Origin of the sequence: Psychrobacter sp. FDAARGOS_221 (assembly GCF_002313155.2) — a bacterium.
Taxonomy (GTDB): domain Bacteria; phylum Pseudomonadota; class Gammaproteobacteria; order Pseudomonadales; family Moraxellaceae; genus Psychrobacter.
The window spans coordinates 1,944,037-1,959,270 of the sequence record NZ_NWFK02000001.1 but is presented as its reverse complement, the minus strand read 5'-3'; the positions used below and the strand labels follow the sequence as shown (position 1 = coordinate 1,959,270).

14 protein-coding genes are annotated in these 15,234 nt (G+C 45.1%); 5 read left to right on the top strand and 9 right to left on the bottom strand.

Features of this window, described 5'->3' with window-relative positions; genetic code table 11:
* Positions 1-98 precede the first annotated feature (98 nt).
* The 6 genes from glmU to hisF form a co-directional block, all read right to left on the bottom strand.
* Entirely contained in the window at positions 99-1,463 is a 1,365-nt protein-coding gene (gene glmU / locus A6J60_RS08220; protein ID WP_096065558.1) for a bifunctional UDP-N-acetylglucosamine diphosphorylase/glucosamine-1-phosphate N-acetyltransferase GlmU, read from the bottom strand.
* A 284-nt stretch (positions 1,464-1,747) separates the two neighbouring features.
* On the bottom strand, positions 1,748-2,365 hold the full coding sequence (locus A6J60_RS08215) for a phosphatidylglycerophosphatase A (RefSeq protein WP_096065557.1): 618 nt from the start codon (positions 2,363-2,365) through the stop codon (positions 1,748-1,750).
* Between the two features lie 2 nt (positions 2,366-2,367).
* A complete protein-coding gene (gene thiL, locus A6J60_RS08210) occupies positions 2,368-3,420 on the bottom strand; it encodes a thiamine-phosphate kinase (protein ID WP_096065556.1) in 1,053 nt (350 codons plus the stop codon).
* Between the two features lie 73 nt (positions 3,421-3,493).
* Positions 3,494-4,216, bottom strand: a complete 723-nt coding sequence (gene nusB, locus A6J60_RS08205) for a transcription antitermination factor NusB (protein WP_227526099.1) — start codon at positions 4,214-4,216, stop codon at positions 3,494-3,496.
* Positions 4,217-4,300: 84 nt separating this feature from the next.
* Complete coding sequence (gene ribE, locus A6J60_RS08200; protein WP_096065555.1) at positions 4,301-4,825, bottom strand: 6,7-dimethyl-8-ribityllumazine synthase; 525 nt, start codon at positions 4,823-4,825, stop codon at positions 4,301-4,303.
* Positions 4,826-5,011: 186 nt separating this feature from the next.
* Positions 5,012-5,785: an imidazole glycerol phosphate synthase subunit HisF gene (hisF, locus tag A6J60_RS08195; protein WP_319830058.1), complete on the bottom strand. Its 774-nt coding sequence runs from the start codon at positions 5,783-5,785 to the stop codon at positions 5,012-5,014.
* A gap of 243 nt (positions 5,786-6,028) precedes the next feature.
* Between hisF and A6J60_RS08190 the strand changes: the two genes are divergently transcribed.
* The 4 genes from A6J60_RS08190 to A6J60_RS08175 all read left to right on the top strand — a co-directional run bounded on the left by A6J60_RS08190 (position 6,029) and on the right by A6J60_RS08175 (position 10,368).
* Complete coding sequence (locus tag A6J60_RS08190) at positions 6,029-7,930, top strand: Na/Pi cotransporter family protein (protein WP_096065553.1); 1,902 nt, start codon at positions 6,029-6,031, stop codon at positions 7,928-7,930.
* A 98-nt stretch (positions 7,931-8,028) separates the two neighbouring features.
* The gene (locus A6J60_RS08185; RefSeq protein WP_096065552.1) at positions 8,029-9,042 is read left to right on the top strand and encodes a homoserine kinase; all 1,014 of its coding nucleotides are present in this window, start codon (positions 8,029-8,031) and stop codon (positions 9,040-9,042) included.
* A 111-nt stretch (positions 9,043-9,153) separates the two neighbouring features.
* Complete coding sequence (locus A6J60_RS08180; protein ID WP_096065551.1) at positions 9,154-9,408, top strand: hypothetical protein; 255 nt, start codon at positions 9,154-9,156, stop codon at positions 9,406-9,408.
* A gap of 27 nt (positions 9,409-9,435) precedes the next feature.
* Positions 9,436-10,368: a class II glutamine amidotransferase gene (locus A6J60_RS08175; protein WP_096065550.1), complete on the top strand. Its 933-nt coding sequence runs from the start codon at positions 9,436-9,438 to the stop codon at positions 10,366-10,368.
* Positions 10,369-10,479: 111 nt separating this feature from the next.
* On the opposite strand, the gene A6J60_RS08170 is transcribed toward A6J60_RS08175, so the two are convergent.
* Complete coding sequence (locus tag A6J60_RS08170) at positions 10,480-11,025, bottom strand: YchJ family protein (protein WP_096065549.1); 546 nt, start codon at positions 11,023-11,025, stop codon at positions 10,480-10,482.
* A gap of 84 nt (positions 11,026-11,109) precedes the next feature.
* On the opposite strand from A6J60_RS08170, the gene A6J60_RS08165 reads away from it, so the two are divergent.
* On the top strand, positions 11,110-13,326 hold the full coding sequence (locus A6J60_RS08165; protein ID WP_096065548.1) for a neutral/alkaline non-lysosomal ceramidase N-terminal domain-containing protein: 2,217 nt from the start codon (positions 11,110-11,112) through the stop codon (positions 13,324-13,326).
* 183 nt (positions 13,327-13,509) lie between these two features.
* Here the strand turns inward: A6J60_RS08165 and A6J60_RS08160 are convergent, their stop codons facing one another.
* Positions 13,510-13,899 carry a hypothetical protein gene (locus A6J60_RS08160; RefSeq protein ID WP_096065547.1) on the bottom strand — a complete coding sequence of 130 codons (390 nt, stop codon included), beginning with the start codon at positions 13,897-13,899 and terminating at the stop codon, positions 13,510-13,512.
* 141 nt (positions 13,900-14,040) lie between these two features.
* On the bottom strand, positions 14,041-15,045 hold the full coding sequence (locus tag A6J60_RS08155; protein WP_096065546.1) for a lipoate--protein ligase: 1,005 nt from the start codon (positions 15,043-15,045) through the stop codon (positions 14,041-14,043).
* Between the last annotated feature and the right edge of the window lie 189 nt (positions 15,046-15,234).

The following is a 15,234-nucleotide window of genomic DNA, read 5'->3' as shown; positions in this document are numbered from 1 at the left end:
TTATTTATGGTTAACCACACCCTGTTATCAAAGCAAAACTTTATCGTTTTCTAATGTTTGTTTGTTTTCAATACTAACTTCCAGTGCTGATCAACAAGCTACTTTTTAACTGGACGTTGGTAATTGTCTTTTTGAACCTGACGACCACGACCAATGGCCAAAGCATTGTCTTCAACATTCTTGGTAATCACTGAACCCGCACCAATAGTAGCAGTACGCCCAATAGTTACAGGCGCTACTAAACAGGTATTGGTACCAATAAACGCTTGATCACCGATAACAGTTTGATGTTTGTTAACCCCATCATAGTTACAGGTAATAGCACCGGCGCCAAAATTAACGTTTGCACCAATTTGCGCATCGCCAACATAACTTAAATGGTTTACTTTACTACCATCACCGATTGTTGATTTTTTAATCTCAACGAAGTTACCCAGCTTGGTGTGTTTACCCAGTTGCGTCTGCGGGCGTAAATGCGCAAAAGGTCCAATGCTGGCATGATCGCCGATTTGCGCTTGATCACAAACACAATAAGGTTTTAGATGTACGTGATCACCGATCTCAGTGTCTTTGATAACACAGCCGGCTTCAATAGTGACATTATCACCCAGTGTCACCTGTCCTTCAAATACCACATTGATATCGACATAAACATCTTGGCCAACATTGACCTGCCCACGAATATCAACGCGTGTCGGATCAGCGAACTGAACGCCTTTAACTTGTAAATCTTCTACCAGCTTGGCTTGCCAGCGACGTTCTAGTTGCGCAAGCTGTTGACGGTTATTAACCCCTTCAATCTCAAACTCATGTTCAGGCTCAATGGCAGTAATGGCGATACCATCAGCAACCGCCATTTTTACGATATCGGTTAAATAGTATTCCTGCTGCGCATTGTCATTGGACAGGTTAGGCAGATATTTATGCAGCAATGCATTATCAACACAATAAATGCCGCTGTTAATTTCACGAATGGCTTGCTCTTGTTCATTGGCATCTTTTTGCTCAACAATAGCCACGATATTGCCTTGGTCATCACGCTTAATACGGCCAAGACCAAAAGGATTATCCACAGTCAATGTTAGCATCGACATGCCATCGACATTGGCCTGCTTAAGTCGAGTCAGAGTCTCTGCACTGACTAAAGGCACATCGCCGTATAAGATAAGGCTTTTGCCGGTTTGCGGTAGCTCATCTAAAGTGACTTTTACCGCATGACCTGTGCCAAGCTGTTCTGTTTGCTCAACCCAACTGACACTATAATCTGTCATTTCTGCTTGAACTTGATCACCACCAAAACCATAAACCACGATGGTTTTGTCCACCTGAATAGTTTGACAGGTATCGAGCACGTGTGCCAACAATGGCTTGTGCGCCAATGTTTGTAATACCTTAGGTTTAGACGATTGCATGCGGGTACCTTTACCGGCAGCAAGAATAATGGTGGTAAGCGTATCGTTCATAAGAAATCACTATTGTTTATTGGGGTGAATCGATAAATTTTATATTTATGGTCGCTATTGCTAGCGTAGCTTCCTAGTATGTGTTTAATTTAAAAAAACAGCTATTTAAACCGTTGTGTATTAAAAAAATATGAATTGTGAATTATAAATTAACAAAGCATAGTCTAGCAAATAACTGCTCTAGCACTGGCCATTAACAATCAACAACCTGTCTTCGAAATCAAACTTAATGTGGCTTAATAACTGGAATACCTAATAGCCGAGAAAATTAATAACTAAAATAATTAATAACCAGAATTAGGATAAAACATCAGGATACTGGCCACGATCATCAGCCAAGCTACCAATGCCATGATACCTGCTAGAATATCATCTAACATGATACCAAGGCCACCAGACAGCTTTTCATCTGCCCATTTAATGGGGCTTGGTTTGGCAATATCAAATAGGCGGAATAAAACAAACGCCAACACAATCGAAAACCAATAACTGGCCTGAGACAAATACTCTGGTGCGTAGGTCAACAAAAATGCCACTGGCAACAAGCTGATCCATATCCCTGCCCACTCGTCCCACACAATATGCGGGTCGTCATGCACCTGCATCAAATTTGAAGTGCGTTCACAAATGGCTATACCAATTACACTGGACACCAAGGTAATTGAGAAAAAAGCAATAAAGCCAAGCTGCATTAGCGGCAATGCCACAATGACCCCACCAAGCGTACCCCAAGTACCTGGCGCACGCTTAGGCAGACCGCTGCCTAAGCCTATGCCTAACCCATAGACTACTTTATCAAATAAGGTTGCATCGGTAGGTAATGGAGGGCAAGCGTTGGATTGACGAATGTCAGGCTTAGCTGAATGAGAGGAGGACGGGTCTGATGACCGATTAGATGACATCGCTACTCCTTGCTGAAATGCTGATAACCACCTAAATCTGGTAGCTGTGAAAATGGATATGGCTGCTGCGCACTCAGCGGCTGACCTTGATAAAGCAAAGTAATCGCTGTATTCGGGTGCTGCTGGTCAGTAGCAGACATTGCCACTACCTCGCCGATACAAGTCACCTTGTGGCCCGCATCAAGATAAGACTGAGGTACACTGGCCGTCGCCGGCAAGGTAAACGCTAACTCATAGTCGTCGCCTCCGGTCAGCTGACACAACGCTCTGACTGGCAATGCTACTTGCTGTAATCCAGAGCTGGCCGGCAGCTGTGTTAACTCCAGCTGCATCGCTACCCCACTTTGCTGACAGATATGACCTAAATCCTGAACCAATCCATCAGATACATCGATCATAGCCGTTGCCAAGCCTTGAGCAGCCAACGCTGTACCCAAGGTCACTCTTGGCGTCGGCATATGCAGGCGATGCGCCAACTGTTGACCAATCTCAGTATCTGCATGCTGCAACGCATAGTTGGCATCACCGAGCGTTCCAGAGACATAAACCTTATCGCCAACTTGTGCACCATGACGATAAATAGGCAACGCCTGATCGGCCATTACCCCATTGGCTGTGACACTAATCACCAGATTGTCATGACGGGTGGTATCACCGCCAATTAGGCGCACTCCATACTGCGTACAAGCATGGAATAATCCTTTGGCAAAAGCTTGTAACCAATCTGCTGTTGCCAAGCGCTGCGGCAGTGCCAGTGCCAATAGGATGCTGTGTGGCTGGGCACCCATCGCTGCCAAATCGGACACATTGACCACCACCGATTTATAACCGATGGCAAAGGCCAACTGCTCAATCTGGTCCCATTCTGTACTAAAATGACGACCTTGTACCAAGGTATCGACACAGGTCACCCATTTAGCGTTCGCTGCCAACTCTACCACTGCAGCATCATCACCTAGGCTTTTTACGACCAGGGCTTGTTGCAGAGCTTCGGTGGCAACAAATGACTGCATTTGCTGCTTAAAATAATCATAAATGAGCTCAAATTCAGTCATTACTGTGCATCCTAACGCTGGTTTCCTGCTGCTGACACTTCTACTGATTACTCTTGTATTGAGTTAACCGCTATTAAGCGTCTTTTTTCGACTTAAGGCTCAGTCTTGGCTTAGCTTGCGCTTTTTGCTCGCCATCTTGAGCATTGTCTGCCGTCACTTTATCCACATCTACACTGTCAGTGCTTGCTTCAGCCGCATCCGCAGCGTCTTGCGCTTTAGAAGCTGATGCTTGCTTTTGCTTTTGCTTATAGCCGCCGCCGATATCAGCTTGAACTTCAACCTCACGCAGCTGAGCCGCTAGCTTATCCATCACCGCATTAATCAGTTTATGCGCATCGGTTGCCCCAAAGTGGGTATTTAGCTTCATCGCTTCATCAAGCACTACCTTATAAGGGATATGCAGGCTATGCTGCAGCTCATAAGCACCGATTAGCAGTACGGCATGCTCAACCATATCAATCTTGCTGATTTCACGATCCAGATAAGGCTTAATCAAGGCTTCTAGCTCATCGATTTGCTGAGGAATATCACGCATCAATGTATGGTAATAGCCCAGATGTACCGTATGCATCGCATTAGTAGCACGGGTACGCGCTGCGATATCATGTGGCGGATTGGCCTTCCATTGGGCTTCACCCATTTGCTCAAAGCGATGATCTGTCATCAACCACTCGTATAGCCCTTGTAGCGCAAAACGACGTGCCTTGCGGACGGCAGCATGGCTGGTCTTATAACTGGATTCGTTGATATCGAACTGATTGTTTTCTTCAGTTTGTGCCGGATTTTGGTTGCTCATGTATATAAATACCTATCATCAAAGAAAGCGCTTTGACATTTACTATGGATTATTACGCGTTAAATAGCTGGTGTTATGTGTTGATTAGTCTTCGTCTTCGTAGTCATAATCAACATCAAGCTGTGATAAAACAGCAATCATTTCTAATGCAACCATCGCCGCTTCTGCGCCTTTGTTGCCCGCTTTAGTGCCTGAGCGCTCAATGGCTTGCTCAATCGAATCCGTGGTCAAGATGCCGTTAATCACTGGGATATTGTAGTCCATAGACACACTGGCCAAACCATTGGCTGAGCTGCCTGCGACATAGTCAAAGTGTGGCGTGCTACCACGAATCACTGCGCCTAAGGCAACAATGGCGTCAAAACGATCTGACTCTGCAGCACGCTGAGCGGCCAAAGGCAACTCAAATGCACCTGGTACGCGGATTACGCTGATATTGCTACCTGAAACACCATGACGTAATAAAGCGTCAATTGCACCATCGACTAGGGACTCAACGACGAAAGCGTTGAAACGACCGACCACGATACCAATACGGGCTTCTGTGTTTTGATATAAGTTACCTTCAATATGGGTAATGTCGTCGCGTTGTTGTTGTAAATCTTGCATAACAGCATCCTAATAATATATGTTTAAGTGAGAATTAGCGTCCAAAAAAGTCGCCATCAAAAATTACCGCTATAATAGCATTTTTTATGTGACTGTTTTGAGTTGATTGGTTGCTCGTTTGAGCAAGTAGCGTTGCACGAATAAGGCAATACCAATAAGTCGCTTATTTGCGCTTAATGGGTGCTGTTACAGGCGTACTTCAATACCCTGCTGCTGCATAAACTGCTTCGCTTCTGCCACGGTGTATTCGCCAAAGTGGAAAATACTGGCGGCCAATACTGCATCTGCGCCGCCTTGTAGCACACCATCGGCCAAATGCTGCAAATTACCGACGCCGCCAGAGGCAATCACGGGTACATTGACGCGGCTGGTAATGGCTTTCATCAATGCCAAATCATAGCCTTGCTTGGTACCATCGCCATCCATAGAAGTGACTAGTAGCTCGCCGGCACCTAAGTCGGCCATTCTTTCTGCCCAAGCGACGGCATCAATACCGGTTGGCTTACGACCGCCATGAGTGAATATCTCCCATCTTAGTGCGCCATCGACATCATCCACACGCTTGGCATCAATGGCGACAACGATACACTGGCTGCCAAACTTCTCTGCTGCCTCACCGACAAACTCAGGCGTGAATACCGCTGCTGAGTTAATCGCCACTTTATCAGCGCCGGCATTAAGTAAGTTGCGTATGTCTTCAATTTTACGCACCCCACCGCCGACGGTTAATGGCACAAATACCGCTTCTGCGATGCGCTCAACCATCTCATAGGTAGTATCACGCCCATGGTGAGTGGCGGTAATATCCAAAAAGGTAATCTCGTCAGCACCTTGTTCGTTATAGCGCTTGGCCACTTCAACAGGGTCGCCGGCATCTTTAATATCAACAAACTTAACCCCTTTGACCACACGGCCATTATCCACATCCAAACATGGAATAATTCGTTTAGCTAACATCACTGTTCCTACAATAGTGTCATGGTTTGATATGACTGATAATATGGTTTTATGATACAACTTTGACTATATCGCATTTTAACAAAAAAACCCATTCAGGTTTGCGCTATAATCTAAGTGCATGAACAAACATCTCTTCTGGCCCACGACTTTTAGATCCTAACCTCTACTAAGCTCTTAGTTTTACCTAATAGACCATGAGTTATCATTTAATATTATTCTGCAGCAACCGATAGCAGCCACTCTATGAAAAACCGCTACCTCAACAGCATGGTGCCCGTTTTTGTTTTAAGGCACATCTCAAAGCTTAAATACTTAGGCTTGACGCTACTTATTGCGGCGTTGGTGTACTCATTTTTAATGAGCTCTGCTTGGCTGGTCCTGTGCTATGGTCTGGCGCTATTTTTGTTTGGTATGCAGTGTATTGAAAGTGGGCTGCACAATGCAGCAGGCGGTACATTAGAGCGATTAATGGCAAAAAGTACCGAGACACCGGTCAAAGGCTTTTTATTTGGTATCGGCTCTACTTTTTTATTGCAGTCCACTACCCTAGTTTCGTTATTGACCATTGCTTTTTTAAGTACCGGTATGATTACCTTGGCCGGTGGTTTGGCGGTAATCTTAGGCACCAACTTAGGGGCGTCGAGTGGTGCGTGGCTACTGGCGTTAGCGGGTCAAAGTATCAGCTTAAGCCCTGCCGCTATCCCTATGTTAGTGGTCGGCGTACTGCTTGGCTTTTTGGACAGTCGTCTAAAAGCACTTGGACAAGCGCTAATCGGGATTGCGCTAATCTTCTTAGGTATTGACTCTATTAAAGATGGCTTTGGTGCCTTTAATACCATTGAGCTCAGTGGCATTGAGGCCAGCGGTGTCTCACAAGTGCTGCTGTTTACCTTTATTGGCTTTATCCTAACTTGTGTTTTGCAATCCTCACACGCCACCTTGATTTTGATTTTAGCGGCGCTATCCGCACAGCAAATTACACTGCCTCAAGGCTTTGCCATTGCACTGGGTTCAAACTTAGGCAGTAGCTTTACCACCGCGTTGGTTGGTATGCTCAGTAGTGATCGCAATGGACAACGATTGGCGCTGGCTCACCTAATATTTAACTGGGTCACCGCGTTACTGTCATTGATACTGTGGTTGCCTTTGACTTACTTGGTGTCTTGGATTGCCATTCAGGCGCGCATGCCATCGCCCTTATTGCAGCTGGCACTGTTTCACACCCTATTTAACGTCTTAGGTCTGTCAGTATTTTGGGGATTGCAAAACAAACTGGTGCAGGTGCTGGTTAAGATATTGCCTGACAAAAAACCGAAAAAACGTCTGCCTGATGACTCTGAAGCAGTCCTACCGCGCCACTTGCATAGCAACATGTTGAAGTCGACAGACACCGCTATTTATGCGGTTACTCAAGAAGTGCAGCATCTTGCGATACTCGGACTAGAAGTGGTCTGTCATGCCATTTATATTCCTAATGCAGAGTTATATCACCCCAGCGACAGACTGCCTGTCCCTAAAACGCCATTACAACTGGACGTACAAAGCCTGTATGAATGGCAAATTAAGCCGTTATATAGCGACATATTAAGCTTTACCAGTAAGATTGATATTCAAGACAATAAAAAGCTGCAAAAAAAGCTGACCGATGCTCACATAGCAGCGTTTCACGTGGTCGAAATTGTCAAACAAAGCAAACACTTACAGAAAAATATGCAGCACTTCTTAAGTCATCCTGAGGCTCAGGTATATCAAGACTATATGCAGCTGCGTCAAAGCTTGTTTGAGATGTTATTAAGCTTCAATCAGATCCGCAGTGAAATAAATGACAACTCAGAGCAGCAGTCGGATATCGACCGCTTTATTGAGCAAAGTGAATATACCTCACCGCTACACGCACAGGTACTAGAAAAGCTTAGAGCCGAGGGGCTAGACAAGCTGCAAGCCTCATCGCTGATTAACGATATGAACTATGTGCGTCGTATCAGCAGTGGCTTATCAGAGATTTTAATTAGCTTAGCGACACCACAAGACAAAAAAAGCCAATCTAAAAAGAAAAAGAAGAAAAAATCGTCAAAAAAATCAAAACAGTCTCAACAAGAGGCAACACCTGACGCATTAGAGGATCAACATAGCCAACAGCCTTAATCAAAATCAGCATAGGCGACAGATCACTAATTTTAGGTATAATAAACAATAAATGTCATAAACTAATTAACCTGTAACCCTCAAATCAAGAGAGCCCTATGTCTGTTTATACCCACTTATCAGATGACCAATTTGCCGCTTTTTGCCATGCCTTTGGCGTTTCATTTGCCAAGGCCATTCCCATTACTCAGGGCATCAAAAACTCTAACTGGTTTATCCAAACCACTGAGGATGCAGAGGGCAGCTACTCCTACGTATTCACCTTATTTGAAGAGCGCCCACCAGAAGATATTGCCAAAATGGCCGCCATTTTAAACCGTCTCAAAGGCACCTTGCCGGTAGCAGCGCCACTGGCTAAAAGCACGCCAAAAGCTGATGGCTCACCGGATTATCTAATTCAGTACGAAGACAAAGCCATTACCCTTGTGCCCTGCTTATCTGGTGGTCATCCGCAGCAGATCAGCGCGGCGATGTGTCGCAGTATGGGTCAAGCGTTGGCTACCTTACACAATGAGCTTCAAAGCCTGACCCCTGCTGAAAAATACGGCGTGCCGTTATATCCTTGGGACCAAGTGCGCGATCGTGAGATTCAATACATGCCAGCCGATGAAGCTAAGCTGATGCAAGATATCTGGCAAAGCTATGAAACCTTACCACTAGATGAGTTGCCAAAAGGCTTATGTCACTTAGATATGTTCGCTGACAATACGCTATGGGACTTAACCGATGGCAAAGAAACGCTAACCGGCCTGTTGGACTTCACCGAAGTCAGTGTCGAGCATTATGTGATGGATATTGCCATTACTATCAATGATTTCTGTACCATTTGGGGCACTGCAAGCAATGGCGAGTTGGTCGAATTTGACCGTCAAAAGATGCAGGCGTTTGTGGAAGGATATCAAGCGGTTCGTCCATTGACTGCTGCTGAGCAAAAAGCGCTCCCTATTATGTTAGCCATGGCAGCGGTCACCTTCTGGTTATTGCGTCTTAACGTCATTCATTACAACCGTGAGCAAGGCCGTACTGGTGACAATATTATGGTCAAAAACCCAGACTTGATGAAGCGTCTGGCAGCTTACCATTGGAGCCAAGTGACAGCGACGGCTATTTAATAAATGCCTGTTTCATAAGTGGCCGTTCAATAAACGGCTACCCAATAATCTACAGCTTATTGCTTAGCGGTTTAGCATGCTGTTTCACGTGAAACATTAAGGAGTATAAACATGAGCAATCAGGTTGATGATTGGCACAGACTGGCCAGCTACGACACCAACATACAAGGTGAGATTCATGCTAACTTATTGAAAAATAACGATATAAATGTGTCTGTACAAGCACTCAGTGCTATTCCAGGTATGAATTCTGGTGCGACGCTATGGGTGCGTGCTGAAGACCTTGACAAAGCCAAGCAGATTTTAAATAACATTGACTCTGGTTCTGATGATGCTGATACAACCAGTAATGGCATCAATAAGTAATGAACATAAATAGGTGGTAAACAATAGATGTGTCAATTATTAGGGATGAACGCCAATACCCCAACCGATATTGGCTTTAGCTTTACTGGATTTCATAACCGTGGTGGCAAGACAGACCATCATAACGATGGCTTTGGTATTGCATTTTTTGAACCTAACGCTTGCGACATCAATGATCCAGCACTGACTCAACAACAAACCCTAGCCCGCAATCGTGCGCGTGGGCTAAGACTGTTTCATGACGACAAGCCAAGCTCTCAATCACCGGTTGCTGAGCTGGTCAAAAACTACCCCATCAAAGCGCTCAATGTGGTTGCTCATATTCGCAAGGCCACGCAAGGTACCAACTGTTTGGCCAATACCCATCCGTTCGTCCGTGAAGTCTGGGGTGAGCAGTGGGTATTTGCCCACAACGGTCAGATGAATGAAAGCTTTATCCAACGTTGTCAGCGCCTACAAAAAAATGGCAACAGCGAGCACTGTCGTCCGGTCGGTACAACCGACTCCGAAGCGGCGTTTTGTTATTTAATCAATCGCTTAAAGTCGACCTACAAAGAGCGTCCGTCCGACCAAGAGCTGTTCCGATTTTTGACCACTCAATGTCGCTACTTAGCCGCCAATGGTTTATTCAACTGCCTATTATCAAATGGCGATTGGCAATTGGCATATGCCAACTCGTTGCTGTTTTATCTGACCCGTAAAGCGCCATTTGGTGAAGCGAAGCTGGCAGATGATGACTTATCGATTAACTTTAGTGATGTCACCACTGAAAATGATAAAGTCACTATCTTAGTCACTGTTCCATTAACCAATAACGAAGACTGGCAACAACTGGCGGTGAATGAATGCTTGGTATTCCAAGATGGCGATATCATCTTTCAAGACACCCCTAGCCTGCGCAAATACTTAACCGTTGAAGAAGGGATTGCCATCGCTCGAGAAGTCGGTGCCAGTATTTAGTAACTAGATTTATAAAAGCAGCAAGACTTAATAAAAGCAGAGCCTAGAAGCAACGTTAAACAAACTAGGTTAAACCACAGTATCTAAATACAAGAGCTTAAATAACTGTGTCTAAATAAATGGTCCGCAGCAACGCTTAAACTTCTCACCTGACCCACAAATACAAGGCTGCTTTTGAGTAACGGGCATAGTGACAGTGGGATCTAGGAAGTACCACTTATTGTCAATTAATACAAAGCCTGACAGCTCATGATGCGCATCTAATGCCAGTGTTCCTTGATCTAAATGATGAAAATAAGCGTTGAACTCAACTTGCGCATGTCGCTTACCCAACTTCGGACGATGTTGTAAAATTTGTAGACCTGCCCACTGCGTCTCTTTTGCCCAGCGCTCAATGCTGGATTTATCAAGTGAGGCTTGCTGCGCCGGCACCGTGGTGTCTACGATATAGTCAGTTAAGCACATCACAAAAGCACTATAACGAGAGCGCATTAATTGCTCAGCGGTTTTCGCATACGCGGTACCTTGGTGCAAAGGCTGACAGCAGTCGGCATAAGCCAGATTCTGTTGCTGCTGCAACTGCGGTTGATCAGTATCATTTAAAACAGGGCTAATAGCCGGTTGGATGCGGCAGGGGCAAACAGATGCGGATGTCATGTGAAACCTCCAATATAAAAAGTATAGGCATCGCCGTCTAAAAAATTATAAGAATATATTGCGTATCAAGCAAAGGAACCGCTCATGTCGACCATCAATTCCTCTCATCATCAAGCCTATCAGACACTGATTAAGCCGCTGCTAACCCTATCTGCCTCAACACTGCTTAGTATCTTAAGTCTGACCGTCAGTAACGCAGCACTGGCAGCAGAATCAAAGTCTAACCCGCCAGCTCATGAATTAACCAACTCTCAACACGCCAGCGACTATTTACTGGGTGTGGGACAAGCCGATATCACAGGTGCGGCAGCAGAAACTGGCATGTTTGGTTATGCTGCCAAACAAGTGGTCGAAGGCCTAAACGATCGACTGTATGCGCACGCCTATATTGTCGCAACCGCTGATAATACTAGCACTGACACTCATGCTGATGCTAACACGGGCATCAATAATGCTAACGACCGTATAGTGTATGTCTCAGCGGATATGGGCGCCATGTTTACCGCTGTCAAATTGGCGGTACTCGACAAGCTGCATGCCAAATATGGCGACTTATATAATGACACCAATGTGATGCTTACCGCTACCCACACCCACGTGGGTAATGCTGGCTACTCGCATCAACGCCTGTATCAAGTTGCCAGTATGGATGACACCCAAGCCGGTTATAGCCGTCAAAACTTTAATGCCATTGTTGACGGTATCGTCCGAGCTATTGAGCGTGCTCACGATACCCTCGCTCCAGGGCAATTATCACTGGCACAAGACAACTTATCAGGCGCTACCCGCAATCGCTCTGAGCCGGCGTATAACAACAACGCAGACGCTGACAAATACACCAGCAACGTCAATGAGCGCATGACTCAATTACGCTTTGATAGCGCAGACGGCACCCCTTTGGGTCTAATCAACTGGTTTGCGATACATCCAACCAGCTTTAGTAGCCAATTCAAATACCTAAGTGCTGACAACAAAGGCTATGCACAGCTTGGCTTCGCTGATTATATCAGTAACCAAACCGGCAAACCTTTTGTCGCCGCCTTTGCCAATGCGGACTCAGGCGATGTGGTCGCGGCTGGCGGTAATGCCTACTCTGCTGCTGGCTATGAAGGCAGTGACAATGAATGGGAAAACGTCATTCGCGATGGCTCATTGCAACTGAACAAAGCAAAACAGCTGTGGTCACAAGGACAAACCGTATCTGGTCCTATCGCGACCCGTGCACGCTGGGTTGAATTGCAAGGCTATCAAGTAGACGGCAAATATACCCAAGGCGCCGGTGCTCAGCGCTTATGCCAAGCCGCTCGAGGCTACTCGTTCGCTGCTGGTGCCGAAAATGGCCCATCTAACATTCCTGGTATCTATGAAGGCATGACCCGTGAGCGTAGCGACTCTCAACCAAAACCGCCACCTGCCACACTGCTTGGCAGCATCACTCGCGGTGCCTTTTCACTGGTGTCAGCGGTTAGTCAAGATGATTGCCAAGCTGAAAAGAAAGTCCTGCTGCCTACGGGCAAGTTGGGCTGGGTCGATAGCCAACAGCCTGTGCAGTTAATGCGCATTGGTAACTTGGCCATCGTTGCCATCCCGGGTGAGCCCACAACCATGGTTGGTCGTCGATTACGCCAGGCCGTATTAACCCAGCTGCAAGACACAGGCGTCGATACGGTTATCGTTAACGGCTTGGCCAACAACTATAGCGGCTACGTGACAACGCGCGAAGAATACGCCTTACAGCATTATGAAGGCGCCTCTACCGCTTACGGCCCCTATCAGAGCAATGCTTATCTGCAAGAATACACGCAATTAGCACAAGCCATGCGAGACAATACTGCTGTTAGTAATAGCGACAATAGGGCGCCAACACCACAGCTGTCGGATTACTCATTTGCTGAGCGTCCAGGTGTCAGCTTTGATGATACACCACCAAGCCAGCACTGGGGGCAAGTGCTTACTCAGCCCAATAGTAGCTATAACACGGGTGATACCGCCACTGCTGTATTCCGTGGGGCCCATCCTAAGAATAACTTACGCAGTGAAGACAGCTTTTTAATCATCCAACGTCAGATTGATGGTCAATGGGTCGATTACCTCAGCGATGCCGACTTTGATACGACCTATAGCTGGCAGCGTGAAGGCATTAGCTATAGCAAGGTTACTATCGACTGGCGCATTGGTGCGGATACCCCAGCTGGCACTTATCGCATCGTACATCAAGGCGACTGGAAAAATGGCGCCGACCAAAGCATCACTGCGTATCGCGGCGCTTCACGCTCATTTACGGTTAATCCTATAAACTAGCGGGACTTATCTGGCAAATGAATAGAACTAGTAAATTAATAAAGCTAGCAAATTAATAAAATAAAAAACCGAGTATCTTAATGATACTCGGCTTTTTATTAACAAAGATTGGCCTGAATTAGACTGTCATCATTGTTTATATCAGTATATATAGCTGTTTAGCTGTTTAGCTGTTTAGCTGTTTTAATCCAGAGTGTTTGATGGAGTGATAGACTCTGGCTGTGGCGCATTCAATGATGCTGTTGATGGCAATACGATATCAACGAAATACTTAGATTTGCCCTCTAGGGTTTCATTGACGCTTTTGATTAAATCTTCAATCACGTCATCATAAATACCGTGATGTAGCTCGGTTTCAAAAGCAGTTAATGGATGCTTACGCGCAGCCACTCTCGCCTCAGTAACGCCTTGTTTAATATAGAAAATATCAACGCTACCATCGGTATTTAGCACGCAAATCAAATCACCACCATCGATGTTTAATTCGATGCGCTCAGGAATAAAGATAAAGTCATCAACATCACTCAATTCTTTTTCTACTTCTTGTTTAAATAATGATTTTATATCCAACATGATTACTCCTAAATTATGAAAATAAGCGACTCAAATACACTCAATAGGTCACTGGCTATTAATCTATACTATAAGAAGGATGCGTGATAATTAAGTGATAAAGTGTAAAGCTACGTTGATAATTGGCAAACACTTCGAGGGTTAGGTTGTCATCTCACCGATTAACCACTTCTCAAAATCATCTATTTGATTGGCCATGTCAGGCTGGTTATTTTTTAAAGCTTCTAGCTTAGCTTTGACCTCATCGATGGTATATTTGGTATCAGTTAATGTCTGCTTAAGCGCATCAATCAGCTCAACATTCAATGCATCTGAGAAGATAACCACGTCCTTAATAATCGCTTGCTGTACATCTAAATGAAGATCAATAATGCCCCAATCAAAACGAGTCTCGATGTGATGGCTAAACTGCGGCGTCTTACCAAAGCGCCAATCCCAATCGGCCATTTGCTGATAGTATTTATTTAAATGCGGCTGTTTCGACAAACTGGCTTCATCCAGCTCCTCGACCTCGACCTGCTGTCCGTAATACTCACAAAACGCCTCGATAATGGCATCGGACAACATCTCATGATTAATATCCGGATTAAACTCAATTAAGTTAGCGACACGTGAGCGTACCGACTTAATGCCTTTGGCCTTGAGCTTAAGCGGATGCGGGTTAAGATAATCACCAAGCTTTTGCATATTGGCATTTACCAACAGCGTGCCATGATGAAAGCTGCGGTCAGAGGCATGTTTAAAGGCGCTGCCAGAAATCTTACGCTCACCCACGTGCATGTCATTACGCCCTGATTGCGTCGCATCGATGCCGAGCTTTTTAAGCGCATTAACGATAATCGTAAAGTTGGCATCTTGGTTATAATCATCTTTGGGCGATAAAAAAGTAAAATTGGTGTTGCCTAAATCGTGAAACACCGCCCCGCCGCCACTTTGACGACGTGCCAGATATATCCCGTCCTCTTCCATCTTATTAATTTTGCACTCTACCCACGGGTTTTGAGTGCGCCCAATCACCACGGTCTCGCTATTGCGCCATAAAAATAAAGTATGTGAGCCTGGGTCTAACTCCTGAAATATCCAGTCTTCGGTAGCCAGATTAAACCAAGGGTTGGTCACTGCAGATTTTAGAATACGTAGTTTCATTATCGATTCCTTTTATACTTTTTTAATGCTTTTATAGGTATGAGTATAGGTATGGGTTGTTTTTATAGCTTGTTTTAGAGTTTTCATTTTTTATAACTGACATTGTTTTTATCAGTGCAATCTTGTTTAATTAAAAAGATATTATTTAATTAGAATAGGTTATTTTTTTATCAGATGAATATCCACTTT